The 18,353-nt window shown below is 28.9% G+C and carries 18 protein-coding genes; 12 read left to right on the top strand and 6 right to left on the bottom strand.

Annotation, left to right across the window (positions count from 1 at the left end; genetic code table 11):
• Positions 1–359 precede the first annotated feature (359 nt).
• From dnaX to ACH36K_RS01130, 6 genes are all read left to right on the top strand, one after another.
• The gene (gene dnaX, locus ACH36K_RS01155; protein WP_411169209.1) at positions 360–1,985 is read left to right on the top strand and encodes a DNA polymerase III subunit gamma/tau; all 1,626 of its coding nucleotides are present in this window, start codon (positions 360–362) and stop codon (positions 1,983–1,985) included.
• Positions 1,986–2,133: 148 nt separating this feature from the next.
• A complete protein-coding gene (locus ACH36K_RS01150; protein WP_411169208.1) occupies positions 2,134–2,478 on the top strand; it encodes a YbaB/EbfC family nucleoid-associated protein in 345 nt (114 codons plus the stop codon).
• A 193-nt stretch (positions 2,479–2,671) separates the two neighbouring features.
• Positions 2,672–3,268 carry a recombination mediator RecR gene (recR, locus tag ACH36K_RS01145; RefSeq protein ID WP_411169207.1) on the top strand — a complete coding sequence of 199 codons (597 nt, stop codon included), beginning with the start codon at positions 2,672–2,674 and terminating at the stop codon, positions 3,266–3,268.
• A gap of 15 nt (positions 3,269–3,283) precedes the next feature.
• Complete coding sequence (gene cls / locus ACH36K_RS01140) at positions 3,284–4,819, top strand: cardiolipin synthase (RefSeq protein ID WP_411169206.1); 1,536 nt, start codon at positions 3,284–3,286, stop codon at positions 4,817–4,819.
• A gap of 78 nt (positions 4,820–4,897) precedes the next feature.
• Complete coding sequence (locus tag ACH36K_RS01135; RefSeq protein ID WP_322545924.1) at positions 4,898–5,155, top strand: DUF2508 family protein; 258 nt, start codon at positions 4,898–4,900, stop codon at positions 5,153–5,155.
• Positions 5,156–5,198: 43 nt separating this feature from the next.
• Positions 5,199–5,447 carry a pro-sigmaK processing inhibitor BofA family protein gene (locus ACH36K_RS01130; RefSeq protein WP_411169205.1) on the top strand — a complete coding sequence of 83 codons (249 nt, stop codon included), beginning with the start codon at positions 5,199–5,201 and terminating at the stop codon, positions 5,445–5,447.
• A 294-nt stretch (positions 5,448–5,741) separates the two neighbouring features.
• Here the strand turns inward: ACH36K_RS01130 and ACH36K_RS01125 are convergent, their stop codons facing one another.
• Positions 5,742–6,356 carry a YitT family protein gene (locus ACH36K_RS01125; protein WP_411169204.1) on the bottom strand — a complete coding sequence of 205 codons (615 nt, stop codon included), beginning with the start codon at positions 6,354–6,356 and terminating at the stop codon, positions 5,742–5,744.
• A 41-nt stretch (positions 6,357–6,397) separates the two neighbouring features.
• Positions 6,398–7,114 carry a ribulose-phosphate 3-epimerase gene (locus tag ACH36K_RS01120; RefSeq protein ID WP_411169203.1) on the bottom strand — a complete coding sequence of 239 codons (717 nt, stop codon included), beginning with the start codon at positions 7,112–7,114 and terminating at the stop codon, positions 6,398–6,400.
• Positions 7,115–7,381: 267 nt separating this feature from the next.
• On the opposite strand from ACH36K_RS01120, the gene ACH36K_RS01115 reads away from it, so the two are divergent.
• On the top strand, positions 7,382–7,867 hold the full coding sequence (locus tag ACH36K_RS01115; protein ID WP_411169202.1) for a PTS glucose transporter subunit IIA: 486 nt from the start codon (positions 7,382–7,384) through the stop codon (positions 7,865–7,867).
• 237 nt (positions 7,868–8,104) lie between these two features.
• Here the strand turns inward: ACH36K_RS01115 and ACH36K_RS01110 are convergent, their stop codons facing one another.
• Positions 8,105–9,649 (bottom strand): BglG family transcription antiterminator, encoded by a 1,545-nt coding sequence (locus ACH36K_RS01110; protein WP_411169201.1) that lies wholly within the window; start codon positions 9,647–9,649, stop codon positions 8,105–8,107.
• Between the two features lie 92 nt (positions 9,650–9,741).
• On the opposite strand from ACH36K_RS01110, the gene ACH36K_RS01105 reads away from it, so the two are divergent.
• From ACH36K_RS01105 to ACH36K_RS01085, 5 genes are all read left to right on the top strand, one after another.
• Positions 9,742–11,121, top strand: coding sequence for a Sapep family Mn(2+)-dependent dipeptidase (locus ACH36K_RS01105; protein ID WP_411169200.1), 1,380 nt, complete (start codon positions 9,742–9,744; stop codon positions 11,119–11,121).
• 134 nt (positions 11,122–11,255) lie between these two features.
• Positions 11,256–12,863 carry a PTS transporter subunit EIIC gene (locus ACH36K_RS01100; protein ID WP_411169199.1) on the top strand — a complete coding sequence of 536 codons (1,608 nt, stop codon included), beginning with the start codon at positions 11,256–11,258 and terminating at the stop codon, positions 12,861–12,863.
• 6 nt (positions 12,864–12,869) lie between these two features.
• Positions 12,870–13,385 carry a hypothetical protein gene (locus ACH36K_RS01095; RefSeq protein ID WP_411169198.1) on the top strand — a complete coding sequence of 172 codons (516 nt, stop codon included), beginning with the start codon at positions 12,870–12,872 and terminating at the stop codon, positions 13,383–13,385.
• Between the two features lie 167 nt (positions 13,386–13,552).
• Positions 13,553–14,575 carry a 4-hydroxythreonine-4-phosphate dehydrogenase PdxA gene (pdxA, locus tag ACH36K_RS01090; RefSeq protein ID WP_411169197.1) on the top strand — a complete coding sequence of 341 codons (1,023 nt, stop codon included), beginning with the start codon at positions 13,553–13,555 and terminating at the stop codon, positions 14,573–14,575.
• Between the two features lie 19 nt (positions 14,576–14,594).
• Positions 14,595–15,836 (top strand): 6-phosphofructokinase, encoded by a 1,242-nt coding sequence (locus ACH36K_RS01085; RefSeq protein WP_411169196.1) that lies wholly within the window; start codon positions 14,595–14,597, stop codon positions 15,834–15,836.
• A 135-nt stretch (positions 15,837–15,971) separates the two neighbouring features.
• Here ACH36K_RS01085 and ACH36K_RS01080 read toward each other — a convergent pair whose 3' ends face one another.
• The 3 genes from ACH36K_RS01080 to ACH36K_RS01070 are packed head-to-tail and all read right to left on the bottom strand — an operon-like array spanning position 15,972 to position 18,350.
• Positions 15,972–16,616, bottom strand: a complete 645-nt coding sequence (locus ACH36K_RS01080) for a transaldolase family protein (RefSeq protein ID WP_411169195.1) — start codon at positions 16,614–16,616, stop codon at positions 15,972–15,974.
• A complete protein-coding gene (locus ACH36K_RS01075; protein ID WP_411169194.1) occupies positions 16,617–17,537 on the bottom strand; it encodes a transketolase family protein in 921 nt (306 codons plus the stop codon).
• Positions 17,538–18,350, bottom strand: a complete 813-nt coding sequence (locus ACH36K_RS01070) for a transketolase (RefSeq protein WP_411169193.1) — start codon at positions 18,348–18,350, stop codon at positions 17,538–17,540. It abuts the gene before it with no gap.
• Positions 18,351–18,353: the final 3 nt, after the last annotated feature.

Here is an 18,353-nt window from a genome sequence, read left to right as displayed (position 1 = left end):
TAATACATAACTAATTTTACTATAAAAGCTATTTATTATATACAGGAAATTAAATTTAGATTCATTAGTAAATAGAAAATAGATATAAAATACATTAATATGTAGGAGATACAATTTCCTTGGAAATATCATTTAAGCTAATTGTGGTATTATGAGAATAATTATAACTTCGGTAGAATTTATAATTATTAAAAGAAAACAATAAAGAATAATCAAGTATAGGTGTACTAAATTTAATTTATAGTACACCTTGTTTTAAAGATAATAAAAAGTAAAATATTACTTATATTTAAAATAGTGTTTATATAGGCTATAATATAAATATAATAAAAGAAACTAAGATTAAGGGAAGGTAAGCCATGGGATATACAGCTTTATATAGAGAATGGAGACCTAAGACATTTTATGATGTGGTTGGTCAGGAACATATAACAACAACGTTAAAAAACCAAATATTAAATGATAGAATTGCTCATGCCTATCTTTTTTGTGGAACTAGAGGAACAGGTAAAACATCAACAGCTAAAGTTTTTTCTAAGGCACTAAATTGTTTAAATCTACATGATGGAGAACCATGTAATGAATGTGAAATGTGTAGAAAAATAAATGATGGTTTAGCAATAGATGTAACTGAACTAGATGCAGCTTCTAATAATGGAGTTGATAAAATTAGAGATATTATAGATGATGTAAAATATCCTCCACAAGAAGCGAGATTCAAGGTTTATATAATGGATGAGGTTCATATGCTATCTACGGGTGCAGTTAATGCCTTTTTAAAAACCTTAGAAGAACCTCCAGCTAATGTAATATTTATATTAGCAACTACAGATCCTCAAAAACTTCCAATTACTATTCTTTCTAGGTGTCAAAGGTTTGATTTTAAAAGAATAAATAACAATGAAATAACAAAAAGACTTAGAAAAATAGTAGATGATCAAAATGCTCTTGCAGATGATAAAAGTCTAAATTTAATATCTAAAGTATCAGATGGGGCTATGAGAGATGCTTTAAGTATATTAGATCAAGCTATATCAATGGGAAATGGCTCAGTTAATTATGATGTGCTTATAAATATGCTTGGGCTTGTAACAAATGACCATTTATTTAATTTAACTAATGCAGTAATTCAAAGAAATATAGAAAAATCAATTAATATAATAGACGAAGTAGTTTATGCTGGAAAAGATATTTATTTATTTATAAAGGATTTAATAGCACATTATAGAAATATCTTAATGGCAAAGGTAACTAATAACCCAGAAGAAGTATTAGATATGTCTGAAGAAAACATATCTTTAGTTAAAGAGCAGTCTAGTAAGGTTAGAGCTGAAGAAGTGATGAGATATATTAGAATACTTCAAGAAGCAGAAGGAAATGCAAAGATAAGTAAGCAAGCAAGGCTTTATTTAGAATTAGCTATAATCAAAATGTGCAAAATAGAATATGATACATCTAATGAAGTTATATTAACAAGATTAAATAAACTTGAAGAAGGTTTGAAAAATGGAAGTCTTAAAGTTGTAAGTGTAGCAACAGAGAATGTTAGTAAAACTGTAGATAACAAACCTAAAATTCAAAAACAAGCTAAGATTGAACCACAGTTAGGTAATGACTCTAAGGTTTCTTTGAATGAAAATTCTAAAGTTACTTTAAATGATATTCAAAGGGCTTGGAAGGATATATTAGAAAGATTTAAAGCTAAAAGAGCAATGATAGTATATGCTTCAATACTAACTGGAAAGCCAGTAGAATGTAAAAATGGTGTATTAACTATTGAGTACGAAGATCAATTCAAATTTAATAAAGATAGATTAGAAAAGTCAGAGTATAGGTCAGTTATACACGAAGTGTTAGCTGAAATTTTTAGAGAAGACATAAAAGTTGTTTTTGAAGTTGAGGAAAATTCAAAAGATGAAAAATCAACAGAAGACATGCTTTTGGAATCTTTGGGATCTGATATGGTGGATATTTTAGATGAATAAAACTAATAACAAGAGATACACATAAATATAATAAAAATTAATAATAATAAGAATGAAAATTAATATAAATAAGTATCTTAATGTAGTAAAATAAAGCAAAATGCTATATAATAAAGAATAGATTTTTATAAAAGGAGGATATGTTTTTATGGCAAAAGGAGGATTTCCAGGCGGATTTGGTGGAGGAAATATGAACAACCTAATGAAGCAGGCTCAAAAACTTCAAAAAGAAATGGAACAAATGCAAAAGGATCTTGAAACTAAGGAGTTTGAAGCTTCAGTAGGTGGAGGCGCTGTAGTTGTAAAGACTAATGGTAAAAAAGAAGTAGTTTCAATTAACATAAAGCCAGAAGTAGTGGACGCAGATGATGTTGAAATGCTAGAAGATTTAGTTCTTAGTGCTGTAAATGAGGCTCTAAGAAAGGCAGAAGAAGAAACTTCAAGCAAGATGGGTAAATTAACTGGCGGAATGAACATACCAGGATTATTTTAATAGTGATGAGTAGTCTTATATAGTTTAATAAGACATAAAAGGCGAATTTATTTCGCCTTTTTATATATTCAAATTACAGATAACTAAATAATATTTAGAGTCTTTCATATATATGTTCTAATTAATATTCTACATTATTTATATTTGAATTTATAATATTTTTATACTAATAAATTATAGAAAGGATGATTTTATGGATTTTTATCCAGTTGCTATAGAAAAACTTATTGAAGAATTTGCCAAGCTACCTAGTGTAGGACAAAAGACAGCTCAAAGATTAGCATTGCATGTTTTAAATCTTCCAGAAGATGAGGTAAGAGAATTTGCAGATGCTTTAGTTAAAGCAAGAGGAACAGTAAAATATTGTTCAATATGTGGTAACTTTACAGATAAAGATCCTTGTGCAATATGCTCTAATCCTAGTAGAGATAAAGATATAATTTGTGTTGTAGAGCAACCAAAAGATATAATGACTATGGAAAAGGTTAAAGAGTATAATGGAGCTTATCATGTATTACATGGCAATTTGTCTCCTATGCAAGGAAGAGGACCACAAGATATAAAAATAAGAGAATTAGTTGCAAGAATGAGCGCTGATGTTAAAGAAGTAATAATAGCTACTAACCCTAATATTGAAGGTGAAGCAACAGCGATGTACATATCAAGAATACTAAAGCCATTAGATATAAAGGTAACGAGAATTGCATCAGGAATACCAGTAGGAGGAGATTTAGAGTATGCTGATGAAGTAACACTTTCAAAAGCATTAGAAGGTAGAAAAGAGATATAATTTAAGGGTGAATATATGAGTAATTTATTAAAATTTTTATTTAGCAGAATGGTTATAGTTGGTGTTTTGATTTTACTTCAACTAGGGATTCTCACCTTTACTGTATGGAAGATTACAGAATCATTTGTTTATGTGTATGTCTTACTTTCTGTAATAAGTATATTAGCAGTAGTTTATATTGTTAGTACAAAAGATAATCCATCTTATAAATTAGCATGGACAATACCTGTTTTATTAGTGCCTGTATTTGGTGGATTATTTTATTTACTATTTGGGTTAAAGAAAACAACTAAGAAATTTAGAGGTAAAATATTAGATATACATAATGAAACTTCTCATTTATTACTTCAAGATAAAGATATACTAGATGAAATAGAAAGAGAAGATAAAGGTGTTGCGAATCAAGTAAGGTATTTAAATAAATATGCAGCAAGTCCAATATATAAAAATACTACTACACAATACTTATCCCCAGGTGAAAAATTTTTTGAAAAGCTTAAAGAGGAATTAAAGAAGGCAAAGCATTATATATTTATGGAATATTTTATAATTCAAGAAGGTATAATGTGGGATAGTATTTTAGAAATATTAGAAGATAAGGTTAAAGAAGGTGTAGATGTAAGACTTATATATGATGATATGGGTTGTTTACAGACTCTTCCCTATAAATATGATGAAAAGCTAAGACAAAAGGGTATTAAGTGTGTAGTATTTAATCCTTTTGTTCCATTTTTATCAGTAGTAATGAATAATAGAGATCATAGAAAAATCACAATAATAGATGGACATACTGCATTTACAGGTGGTATAAATTTAGCAGATGAGTATATAAATGAGATAGTTAGATTTGGACATTGGAAAGACGCCTCTCTTATGGTAAAAGGAGAAGCAGTTTGGAACTTAACTATGATGTTTCTTCAATCTTGGCAGTTTAATTATGGACAAAGAGATGACTATGAAAAATATAAGCCTTATGTAAATTATGATGGGATATTTGAAAGTGATGGATATGTTCAACCCTATGGGGATAGTCCATTAGACGATGAGACAGTAGGTGAAAATGTATATTTAAATATTATAAATAAGGCTAAAGACTATGTGTATATAAACACCCCATATTTAATAGTAGATAATGAACTAGTAACAGCATTAACATTATCAGCTAAAAGTGGAGTTGAAATCATAATAGTAACTCCGCATATAGAGGATAAATGGTATGCTCATATGGTTACAAGAGCATACTATTCACAACTTATAGAAGCAGGAGTTAAAATATATGAATACACTCCAGGATTCATACACTCTAAAACATTTGTATCAGATGATGAAATTGGAGTTGTAGGAACTATAAATATGGATTATAGAAGCCTTTATTTGCATTTTGAATGTGGAGTTTTACTTTATAAAACAAAATCACTAATGGAAATAAAAAAAGATTTTATTGAAACCTTAGATATTTGTAAATTAATTACTATAGAAGATTGTCATAGAGTAAAATGGGCTAATAGGTTTATAACAGCTATTTTAAGAGTATTTGCGCCACTTATGTAAAAAAAATTAAAACTTCCGAATATTTATGTTAAAAAATGGATATAAATTTAATATGAAGTATTTGGGAGGAATTAAAAAGTGGATAAGAGGACAATTTTAGACCTGTTAATGCAAAATGCAGAGAAGAATAAAATTAAATATAGTGAGGATGACTTAGATCTATTAAGAGCTATTAACGAAAGTGTAACAGAAATGGAGGTAGCTAGATCTTTATTTAACTCTGTAAGCGATCCCCAATTAATTGAATTAGCTATCCATGCAGAAGATGTAGCAAAAGCTAGATATAATTATTTAATAGCTATGGCTAAAAAAAGAGATTTAAGAAAAATAAACTAATAATATTACTAACTAGTGAATTATATAAAATGGAGGAAATTATATGGATTTAAATATTATATTATATGGATTAATAGGACTAGTCTTATTATACCTAGTTATAAAATTCCTAAAATGGCCATTAAAGATTTTATTAAATGGAATAATAGGTATAGTATTATTATACTTAGCTAATATTTTAGGATCTTATTTAGGTTTTTACATAGGAATAAATGCTGTAACAGCATTAATTGCAGGGTTTCTAGGAGTTCCAGGAGTTATATTTTTAGTTTTATTTCAACTATTTTTATAAAACAAAAGAGATTCAAGTATAATACATTAAAAAAGAGCTGATTAGCTGAATGCTGATTTCTGTATTTTACAGAAGTCAGTTTTTTTCATATCATAATCTGTAAATAAAATTTTATCAAATAATTAACTCTAGTTATTTATTTAATTATATAAAAAATACCTATAGACTTAAGCACTTTTTATAAGTGTGCGGTCTATAGGTATCAGTTTAATAAATGAAATATTTTTTATATCAATTACATAGAATGATTTTTATATATAAATTAATTTTAAGATTTAGATATATATTAAAAGTTTAACTTTCTTTTGTTGTTGTCAGATACTTAATAGTTTGAATAATCACCATTAAAGATATAAAACTAAAGACAGCAATCAGTATATTTTTTGAAATAATGCCTGAGGCTATTACTACAAAACCATCTAGAAATAATAGTATTATTGGAACTTTAAAAATTTTAATAAAATGTTGTATAAGTAACGCTATTAAATCTGTTCCACCAGTTGCACAGTCATGGTTTAGGGCTATTCCAATTGCAACACCTACAAGCAATCCGCCAACAATGGCAGCTACTATTAATTCTAAAATGTTATTAATATTACTTAATACTTTTGTAATATGCAAAGTTGGAACTATATGCATACAAATAGGAGTTACCAAAGTTATGTATAATGTTTTAATACCAAAACTCTTTCCAAGAAAAATTACTGCAAGTATTAAAAGTGGAACAGAAATACCCAAGGTCATATATTCTATAGGGATTCCAGTAATTTTAGAGAATATAATTGATAGTCCTGTTATTCCACCTGGTGCTAAACCTGTTGATTTAAAAACTAGGTTTACAGCCATGGCAGTTAAAAAAGCTGAAAGAGTGATCCATAAATAATCTTTTATTAGTGATTTGTTTTTCATTTGTCCTCCATATTTAAAAAAACTCCCAAGAGAGAGTTTTTTTATTCTAATCCAAATTTTGCTGCTGCTTTATCTATAGCTTCCCTACATTTTTTATAACCATTAACAATTCCATCTGGATCTTTGAATATAGCAGAAGATAAAACTATAACATCAGGATTACATTCTATTAATTTCTCCATGTTATCAGCTCTAAGACCACCATCTATAGCTAATTCACAATTTGGATTCTTTTCATCTATCATTTTTCTTGCTCTTTTAACTAAATCAATAGCACTCTTTCTCCATCCCCAGTTATCTTTTCCATCTGTCTCATCTACTCCGTGAGTAACTATATGAAGACGATCAATATCATAAATTGATTCTTCTACAAAACATAATGGTGTATAACATCCAAGTGTTAAACCAACTTTTATTTTTCTTTCACGACACCAGTTCATTATATAAGCAAGTTGTGCTCCTATAAAATGCTCAGCAGGTATAATAAGCATATTTGCACCTGCGTCGTATATTTGTTCAATGAACATTTTGTCCATATTTACTGTATATATGTGACATTCTATTGGGCATTCAGTTTCAGGACGAATACCTGCAATAACTTGATGACCGCCCATTAATTTCATATTTTGAAGATCATGCATATCTGCTGCATCTGAATGAATATAATCAACACCAGCATCACTAACTTCTTTAACTATATCAGCTATTCTTCCATAATTTACATGAGCTAATCCAGCTGCAATTTTAATATGTTTCATTATATGTACCTCCTTGAAGTTCTTATTTTCTACACCTTAATTTTAAGATAACGAAAAAATATAATCAATAGCTAAGCTAACTGATAGATATCCATATTAATAGGGTAATTTATAAACATTAAACAATAGTCTAATTTTTACCACAAATAAAAGGAGGAATACTAGAATATATGGTTATTGTAATAATAAATCCTTTACAGTATGATAAATAAATAATAATAGGTTATATAAGATATACGAATAAGACTAATAAGGAGATGTAAGCTAATGTTTAATTTTCTAAAAAAGAAAAAGGAAGAAAAGGCTTTAATTGCTTGTACAGATGGAGTTTTAATTGAATTAGAAAAGGTTAGTGATCCTGTTTTCTCTGAGAAAGTAATGGGTGATGGCTTTGCTATTAAATCAAAAGGAAGTGTATTTTATAGTCCTGCTGATGGAGTAATTTCAATGCTTTTCCCTAGCAAGCATGCTTATGCATTAACTTTAGAGGATGGGATGGAGATCTTAGTTCATATTGGAATTAATACAGTAACAGAAGAAGGCAAAGGTTTTAAATGTAATTTAAATGTAGGAGATAAGGTAAAATCGGGAGATGAAATAGTATCTATAGATCGTTCTTATTTAGAAGATAAAGGATATGATTTAACAACAATGATTATTTTTACTAATAAAGAAACTTATGAATATTTTTCCTGTGAATTTGGTAGAGATGTTAAGGGTGGAAAAGATATTAGTGCATATTATAAAGCTTAGAAGAGGCTGTATAAAAAGAGAAAATAGTGTTTAAAAATTTTAAATGAGCTTATGACTCAATAAGTAATTACTAGAATCAGAATAGCTACTAGTCCAAGAATTTTGGGTAACTTTCTAAATTTAGAAAGACCAACAATTCTAAGGGATAGTAGCTATTCTTTCACCAATAATTTTGGTGTACTCTTATGTGATTATTAGATATATGGTGGTTAAACCATAAAGTCATATTAATCTAATTCATTTTTCAACAGCACCTTCTATATTATTTAAAGGATCATTTTTCTTTTTGTAGTATGATTTAATAATATCTTTTATTCGAGCAATATCATAGTCGAATAATAGATTATTTATTATCAAAATAGGTATATTTTTATTTAAATTAAAGTCTATTGTAGATATAATTAATTCAACTTCGTTTAAATTAGCTTCATGTATGGATAAGAATGTCTCTTGAGAAACAATTTGAATTTCTGGTATTTGAATAGTTAATTTTCTTACTAAAAGATTACTAGCACCAATTCCACCATGACATACAACAATTGTTTTTAGTGGCTTTTTCATGTATTCTAAAGAATTGGCTAAATGTAACGCTAAGTATCCAATTTCATCATCACTAAGCTGACAATTATAACGTTGTTCAATTATACATGATGTTTTTTTCATTATATTAAAAGTATTTTTGTATAATGTTTTAATTTCAGTCATTAAAGGATTTTCAATTTTTATACCATGACGAAATCTTGTTATAGCTGAGTAAAAATGAGTGTAAAGAGAAGTTTTAAATGTTTCATCTTCATCAAAAGGAAGATGAAATTCATCTTTGAGAGAGCCTAGTATTTCGTTTGTAAGAGTTTTTGCTTCTTTCTCATTTTCTGGGTTTAAAGTACGATTGTTTTGTAGAGAAATAAAGTAAACCTGTAAATAACGAAGATCCATTTCACTAAATGTAACATTATACTTACGAGATAATAAATCAGTTAGCTCCTTTGTTTCGTTATAGAAAGGTTCATATTTAAGCTCGCTTATAAATTCTTCTGACAAATTTACATTATGATGATCTTGTGCACGAATAAAAGCTACAAAAAGGTGAAGCAAAACCATAACTAGGGATTGAAATAAAAGAGAGTTGATATACTTGTTTCCTGAACTTAGTATTAAGTTAATGAACTCTTTATATTCATCATCTATGTAGTCTATACCCGAAAAAACAAAGGATCCATCACATTGATAAGCAGCATTTTTTATAATATTTATAAAAGTTTCATAGCCATTATCATTTAACATTAATTCAATTAATAAATTACGAAGATTTCTTTCTTTACCAGTAATGCTAATTCCATTATTATTTTTCCTGTTTAATTTAATTTTATGATTATCTAAAATAGGAGATAAAGATAGAAGATCTTTATGAATTGTAGCTCTACTTACATAAAGATCATTAGCTAGTTCATACACTCTACAATTTTCTGTACTCGTTATCAAACGCATTGCTAAATATAGCTTTCTTGCTTCTGGCGAGAAGTCAACAAGTTTTTTGTTTTTTGATTCAACTAGGTTAAGAATATGGAGTTTTGAGACACGTTCACCTTCAATAGTAACGCCGACTCCTGTTTTCTTAATTAGTTTTAAATCGTTTTCTTTTAACCATTCTTCTACTAACTTAAGATCGTTGCGTATAGTTTTATTTGATACATCAAGTTCTTTTGAAATAGTATCGATAGTAATATAATTGTCTGATTGTAGTAATAAATTAACTATATTAAGGACTCTGTTATTCGACAAAATAATCACCTCCATAAATCAAACTATAGAGTTTGGTATAAATTTTGTCAAGATAGATAAATTTAAACTTTATTATAAAAGGAGATTTTTATATGATTAAATATACACAAAAAATACAAGAACATAAACAAGATATGTTAAATGATATTGCTTCATTAGTTGAAGTTCCTTCAATTAGAGATTTATCTACTAAAGGTTTAGGCTCACCTTTCGGTGAAAATATTAGAAGTGCTTTTGATCGTTTTCTAAAAGTTGCAAATAAGCTTGGATTTACCTGTGAAGATGATGAAGGATATGCTGTCCATGCTGAAATTGGTGAAGGAGAAGAATATGTAGGAGTTCTAGGTCACATTGATGTTGTAGATATTCAAAATATAGGAGAATGGGAAACTGAACCTTTTTCTATGACAATAAAAAATAACAAAATTTTCGGTAGAGGTGTTAATGATGATAAAGGACCTTTAATTGCCGTATTATATGCAGCAAAAATTTTAAATGATATGAATGTTAAATGGAAAAGAAGGGTTAGAATAATAGCAGGAGGAGCAGAAGAAACTACCTGGGAATGTATGGAACACTATTTTAAAAATCATGAGCAACCGATTTTAGGGTTTTCTCCTGATGGGAACTTTCCAATAGTAAATGGAGAAAAAGGTATATTGAATATAAATATTTCCTTTAATTGTGAAGATGCGGGAGAAGGAATATGTAAGATAGAAAGTAGAAATAAAGTAAACTATGTCTGTGATGATCTTAGAGTAGTATTTAAAACGAAAGATATAGATAATATAATTTCATACTCAAAAAATGCAACTGAAATTTTATTAGGTTCTGATGAAGTTACCTTAATATACAAAGGAAAAACTTCTTTATCGAGGAATCCTCAACGGGGTAAAAATGCTATGTTTTTATTTATAAGGGACTTCTATGATTTTGATTTCAAGGAAAAGGGAATCATAAATATGATCAACTTTATAAAGGACTATTTATTAGATGATTTTTATGGAGAAAAGATTGGATTATATAGAGAAGATAAGGAAATGGGAAAGAGTTCAATATGTCCAATGACTATAAAGTGGGAAAATGGAAAGGGGGAAGTATCTTTAGATTATCGTTATCCTAAGAATATAGAATCTTCAGAAATAAAAAATAGATTTTATGAATTATCTAAGGAATACAAATTTGATGTAGAAATTGAAAGAGAGAAAAAGCTATTATATGTCTCTAATGATAGTGAACTTATAATTGCTTTAAAAGAAGCATATAAAAGAGTTATGAATGAAGAAGCAAACACTATTACCAAAGGGGGAGCATCTTACGCTAGAGTTTTAAAAAATGGTGTTGCTTTTGGAGCAACATTTGAGGGGGAGGAACCAAATCCACATATGCCTAATGAAAATATGAGTATTGATTCATTAATGAAGGCTACAGAAATATACTGCGAAGCCTTATATAGATTAGCTTGCAAATAGCATATGATAACGATGTCAAAAAGTTGCCATAATATTAGTGAATTATACCTATATGGTGGCTTATAGAATATAAAAAAGTCCTATGATAGAATGAAGTTGTAAAAAATAGAATGTTAAGAGGGGAGCTAAATAATATGAAAAATATTCAAGCAAAATTACAAACTTTTGCAGGGGCAATGATGGTACCAATAATTCTTTTAGTACTTGTTGGTTTCTTTGTTGGTATAGGTAGTGCCTTTACAAATTATATTTTGTCAGAAGGAACAATACTATATAAACTATTTAGTATGATAACTAATCTTGGTTTTATGTTTATGAATAACCTTCAATTATGGTTTGCAGTAGGTATAGCTTTTACACTTGCCAAAAAAGAAAAAGGTTGGGCAGCGTTTGCTGGACTAATATTATTCTTTTGTTTTATATCAAGTATCCAACGTTTTGCATCTTTAAATGGATGGAATGCAGAAACAACGTCAGTGGAAGCTTTAATGGCAAATGGCTATAGCGAACAAGCTGCTTTAAATTTTAACTCATTATGGTCTCAATCTTTAGGGTTCTTTACTTACAACATGGGGATATTCTCTGGTATAGTAACAGGTATTGTAGCAGCTTTATTACACAATAAATTTGTAGATAAACAACTTCCAGCTATGTTTGCTTTTTTTGCTGGAACAAAATTTGTAATTATTATGGCTGCATTTGCATCAATTCCATTAGCTATTATTTTCTATTATATATGGCCTTACATTGCAAGTGCGCTACAAGGAATAACAGGATTTATATCATCTAGTGGATTGTTTGGAACATTTGTATTTGGAACATTAGATAAGATGTTACTTCCATTTGGAATACATCACTTAATAGCATTTCCAATTGAATACTCTAAAGTTGGTGGAACAATGACAATTGATGGTGTGCTATATGAAGGAGTTAGAAATATAATAAACGGACAAGCAGCAAGTGCAACAGCAACAGGTTATATTACTCGTAACTTTACAAATGGGCGTTTATTATTCCAATTAGCAGGATTACCAGCAGCAGCATTAGCTATGTATCATACAGCCGTTCCAGAAAAAAGAAAGAAAGTTGCAGCTGTTCTTGTGCCAGCAGTATTTACTCTTGCATTAGTTGGTATTTCAGAGCCAATTGAATATACATTCTTATTTATAGCTCCATTACTTTACTTCCTAGTATATGCTCCTTTATGTGGATTATGTTACGTATTAGCAGAAATAACAAATGTATCAATTAATGGTACTGCATTATTCTTCATGATTCCGAACATATTCCAACCACAGAAAGTGCATGCTATGTCACTAATATGGTTATTACCATTAGTATTCGCAGTATATTACTTTGTATTTAAGTTTGCTATTGTAAAATTCAACTTAAAGACACCAGGTAGAGATACTGATTCAGAAGTAAAATTAATGAGTAAAAAAGAATACAACAATATTAAAAAAGGTGAAGAAGAAACTGAAAGTACAGTTTCAGAAGAAACTTTAGAAGTACGTATTATTGAAGCTCTTGGGGGAGCAGGTAATATTGAAACAGTAACTTGTTGTGCAACTAGATTACGTGTAACAGTAAAAGATGATTCTCTAATAATTACAGATCAAGATTGGAAAAATAATCTTGAAGCACTAGGAGTTGTACATGGTAAAAATTCCATACAAGTAATTTATGGAGTTCGAGTAGGTAACATTACTACTGCTGTTAAAGATATATTACAAATGGATTAATAAGTTATGAAAAAGAATAATGAAATTAGGAGAAGGTCTAATAGGTTAAAAGAGGTTAAGGATTTTAGATTAATAGTGTATGCCAAAAGTATGTCTGTAGTTATTACAATAATTTTTTTGATATATATAGGTTTGCAAATTAGTAACTATAAAGGTGACGTCTATAGACTTTTCATAGAAGCACCAACTAATGTAATTGGTTTCATAGCTAGTGTAGCAAACTTATACATATGGTTTGAATTAAATAATATGATTCAAGATATAAAATTATCAAAAAATATAGAGACTATTCGTTTAAAACTTATGATAATGATTGTTGGAGAAGTTATTTTGCTTAACTTTGTAACAGTAGGATTGTTGATCTTATCATTAATAAAATATTTTAAATGGAAAAATGTAAAGATAACAGACTTAATTAAAGATATAAAAAGAGAAGGTCAAAAATCTTCTATAATGCTTTTAAGCTTAACACTATTAATCTGTATATTGCTAACTTATACTGTTATGACAGCAATTAGATAATTCTTAACGATTTAAATAAATTACAACATAATTAGACTGTTAACCTAAAAGTTAACAGTCTAGTTTTTTAAAAGGCATAGTAAATTATAAATTACCATATAAGAAACCATAATTCCAAATGAATACAATTTTACCATAAAATAATCCATATTAATGGGGGTGTAAATATGAATGATACAAATATGAAGAATAAAAGAAATCCTATTATTGGAATAACAATTGGAGATCCTGCAGGAATAGGACCAGAAATATGTGTTGAAGCCTTGATGGAAGAAGAAGTATATAAAAAATGTAGACCAGTGCTTATAGGATGTAGTGGAACTATTAAAAAGGCTATGGATATAAAAAAATGTAATTTTAAATTAAATATAATATCAAATCCTAGCGAAGGAAAGTTTGAAATAGGAACTATAGATTTAATAGAAACTGGGGAATATGATTTTCAAAGCATAGAGTATGGAGAAGTTCAGGCTTTAGCTGGACAAATGGCTTATGATGCGATAGCAAAGGGAACTTTATTAGCTAAGAATAAGGAAATAGATATATTAGACACAGCTCCAATAAATAAAGAAGCTATAAAGCTTATAGGAATTAAAGAAGCAGGACATACAGAAATAATTAAAGAACTTACAGAATCCAAATACGCATTGACTATGTTTAATTGTCACAAACTAAGAGTTTTCTTTTTGAGTAGACATTTATCCTTAAGAAATGCTTGTGATTATATAACTAAAGAAAGGGTTTTAGAAAATATAAAGCTAATTAATGAAGAGATCACAGCTATAGGAATAGAAAATCCTAAAATTGCAGTAGCAGCTCTTAACCCTCATGGTTCTGATAATGGACTATTTGGAAATGAAGAAAAAGAAGCTTTAATTCCAGCTATATTAGAAGCAAAAGAATTAGGGATAAATGCAATAGGACCTGTTCCAGCAGATTCTATTTTTCACTTAGGAAAGAGTGGAATATATGATGCTATATTATCTCTTTATCACGATCAAGGACATATAGCTTGTAAAACTTTTGATTTTGATAAGACTATATCCTTAACATTAGGATTACCATTTTTAAGAGCATCAGTAGATCATGGTACTGCTTTTGATATAGCTGGTAAAAATCTAGCCCAAGCTATAAGTATGGTGGAATCAGTTATAGTTTCATGTGATTATTGGAATTTAATGAACAAGTAATATAGAAGGAGGAATTAATTTGAAAAAGAATTGTTTAGTTGCTCAATCGGGAGGTCCAACAACTGTTATAAACTCATCTCTTTATGGAGTAATAAGTGAATTTTTATCAAAGAAACAATCAGGAAAGGTTTATGGAGGATTATATGGAATAGAAGGAATAATAGAAGATAAAATAATTGATTTATCTAACCATAGTGAAGAATCCCTTAAAGAACTTAGAAACATGCCTTCATCAGCTTTAGGTTCCTGCAGATATAAACTTCCTAGCTTTGAAGCTAATAATAGTGATTATGAAAAATTAATAAATATACTTAATAAATATGAAGTAGGATATTTCTTCTATATAGGGGGAAATGATTCTATGGATGCAGTAAGTAAGATTAATAATTATGTTAAGAACATGGGATTAGATATAAAGGTTATTGGAGTTCCTAAAACAATAGATAATGATCTTATAAAAACAGATCATACTCCTGGATTTGCAAGTGCTGCAAAATATATTTGTAATATAGCTTTAGAATTATGGTTTGATATAAATTGTTACAATAAAGAATCTATAATGATAGTTGAAGTAATGGGAAGAGATACAGGATGGATTGCAGGTTCTAGTGGAATATTAAAAGAAGTAGTACCAGGTATAAATCAGCTTATTTACTTACCAGAAACAGCTTTTGAAGAAGAAAAATTTATAGAAGACGTAAAAGGAGCGTTAAATAAAAATAATAAACTTTTAATAGTAACTTCAGAAGGTCTTAGAGGAAGTAATGGGGATTATATTAATGTAGATAGTAATTGTTATGAAGTAGATTCCTTTGGACATAAGCAACTTGGAGGAATAGGAAAGTATCTACAAAGTGTTGTTAAAGAATATATAACTAAGAATGTAAAGCTACAAGAAGCCGGTGTAGTACAAAGATGTGCAATGCATTGTTCAGCTAAAGTAGATCTAGATGAAGCGGAAATGGTTGGAAGATACGGTGTTACAAGTGCTTTAGAAGGTAAGAGCGGATTTATGGTATCAATAGAAAGGCAAAAGGATACTAAAGGATATTATAAATCTTTACCTGGTCTTGTAGATGTTGATGAAGTTTGTAATAAAGTTAAGCATGTTCCTTTAGATTGGATTGACAGTGAAAACAGTAATGTTACTGAGCAAATGAGAGATTATATAAGACCTCTTATTTGGGGAAATGAAGAAGTATTATCAGAAGATGGATTACTAAAATATAAAAATGCATATAGATTTAGAGTAGAAAATTAAAAAGTAATAAATAAAAAGATAAGTATTCTTAATGGAATACTTATCTTTTTGTTTATATTAATTAAATATAAAATAAAGAACTATGGAAAACAAATCAAATAAGTTTTCCATAGTTTTTAAATATATAAATTTATATTAAATATTTTTAAGGGATTGCCAATCTTCTTTAAATGTTGCACTACCTGATTCAGTTAGAGGGTGATAAAGGGATTTCGTATATAAGTTATAAGGAATAGCCGCAAAATCTATACCAATTGTAGATAGTCTTTCTAATTGATATAAATTTTTAATAGAAGCAGCTACTACTTTTGTTTTATAATCTTTTTCTTTAACAATAGATTGAATAGATTCAATTATTGAAAGCCCATCGTTTCCATTATCATCATTTCTTCCAATGAAGACAAATAAGTAATCAGCACCAGCATTAATAGCTGCTACAGCTTGAGCAACATTAAAAATTAAAGTCATTGCACTTTTGATACCTTTTTCTTTAAGGTATTTACAAAGTTTCAATCCTTCTTCTGAAAAGTTTATCTTAATTACAATACTATTATCTATTTCTTGAATTTTATTAACTTCTTCAACCATATCTTCAAAAGTATCACCCATAACTTCACCACTTAAGAAGTCAAGATTTTTTGAAGAGTATTCCTTTAAGAAGCCATAAAAGTTTGTATTGTTTTTTAAATACATAGAAGAATTTGCAGTAACTCCATTAATTCCAAGGGATAAAGATTCTTTAATTTCTTCGTCATTAGCAGTATCTATGATGTAAATCAATTAAATAACCTCCCTTACCTTCTTAACTATGTTAGAAGCACAAATTCCATATTTATTTAATAACTCATCAGGAGTTCCACTTTCACCAAAGGTATCTTCAATACCTATCATGTATTGTTTTGCTCCATTATAAGGAGCAAGAACTTCGGAAACAGCACTGCCTAAACCACCTATAACATTATGCTCTTCACAAGTTATTATTATATCGTGAGTTTTTGAAAGCTCTACTATTAAATTCTTATCAATTGGCTTAATAGTATGTATATTTACAACTGTTGGATCTATATCAGTTAATTCTTTTGCTGCTTTAAGAGCTTCTTGTACCATAAGACCAGTAGCTACAATTGCTACTTTTTTACCCTTATGTAAAACGACTCCCTTACCAATTTTAAATTTATAATTTTCATCATTTACACTTTCAACAGTACATCTTCCTAAACGGACATAACAAGGTGCATTTATATTAGCTATTGATTTTATTACAGCTTTAGTTTCAATCTCATCACAAGGTTGAAAAACATACATTCCAGGAATTCCTCTCATTAAAGATAAATCTTCAATAGATTGATGGGATGCACCATCTTCACCAACGCTAATCCCAGCATGAGTAGCACAAAGTTTAACATTTAGATGAGGATATCCTATACTATTTCTAATTTGCTCGTAAGCTCTTCCAGCTAAAAACATTGCAAAAGAAGATACATAAGGAACTTTTCCACTAGAAGCTAGTCCAGCAGCTACACCTATCATATTCCCTTCAGCTATACCCATATTAAAGTGTCTACTTGGACACGCTGTTTTTGCTTCACAGGTTTTTGTTGATTTTGTTAAATCTGCATCTAAGACAAATACATTTTCATTTTCTATAATTAATTCAGATAATGCCTTACCGTAGGCTTCTCTTGTTGCTAACTTACTCATCTAATCACCTAACTCTCTTAATGCATTTTCGCATTGTTCTTTATTTGGAGCAGTTCCATGCCATCCAGCATTATTTTCCATGAAGGATACTCCCTTTCCTTTTACAGTATGGGCTAGAATCATAGTTGGTTTTCCTTTTGTATTTCTAGCTTCTTCAAAAGCTTTTTCAATTTCATTAAAATCATGGCCATTTATAGTTACTACATTCCAGCCGAAAGCCTTAAACTTTGTATCTATAGGAGTGGGATTCATTACCTTTTTTATATCTCCATCAATTTGTAGTCCATTAAAATCTACGATGGCACAAAGATTATCTAATTCATAGTGAGCAGCAGCCATAGCAGCTTCCCATACTTGACCTTCTTCACATTCTCCGTCTCCAAGTAATGCATAAACACGATGACCATTATTATCTACTTTATTGGCAAGAGCCATACCAACAGCTGCTGATATACCTTGACCTAAAGAGCCAGTAGACATATCTACACCATTTACATAATTCATATTTGGATGACCTTGAAGATGTGAGTTTATTTTACGGAATGTTAAAAGGTCTTCTTCATTTAAAAATCCTTTTTCACATAAAGTTGAATAAAGTAATGGAGAAGCATGTCCTTTAGACAATACAAATCTATCCCTATCTATACCTTTAATGTTTTCTTTAGATATATTCATTTCTTCAAAGTAAAGTACCGTTAATATATCTGCAGAAGAAAGGGATCCGCCTGGATGACCAGAGTTTGCATTTGCAATCATTTTTACTATATTTTTACGTATATTTGTGGCATGGTTTTGTAATTCTTTTATATCCATAAT

The sequence above is a fragment of the Clostridium sp. MB05 genome (genome assembly GCF_046581255.1).
GTDB lineage: Bacteria > Bacillota > Clostridia > Clostridiales > Clostridiaceae > Clostridium.
The sequence above is the reverse complement of the archived record's forward strand: the minus strand, read 5'-3'. Positions and strand labels throughout refer to the sequence as shown.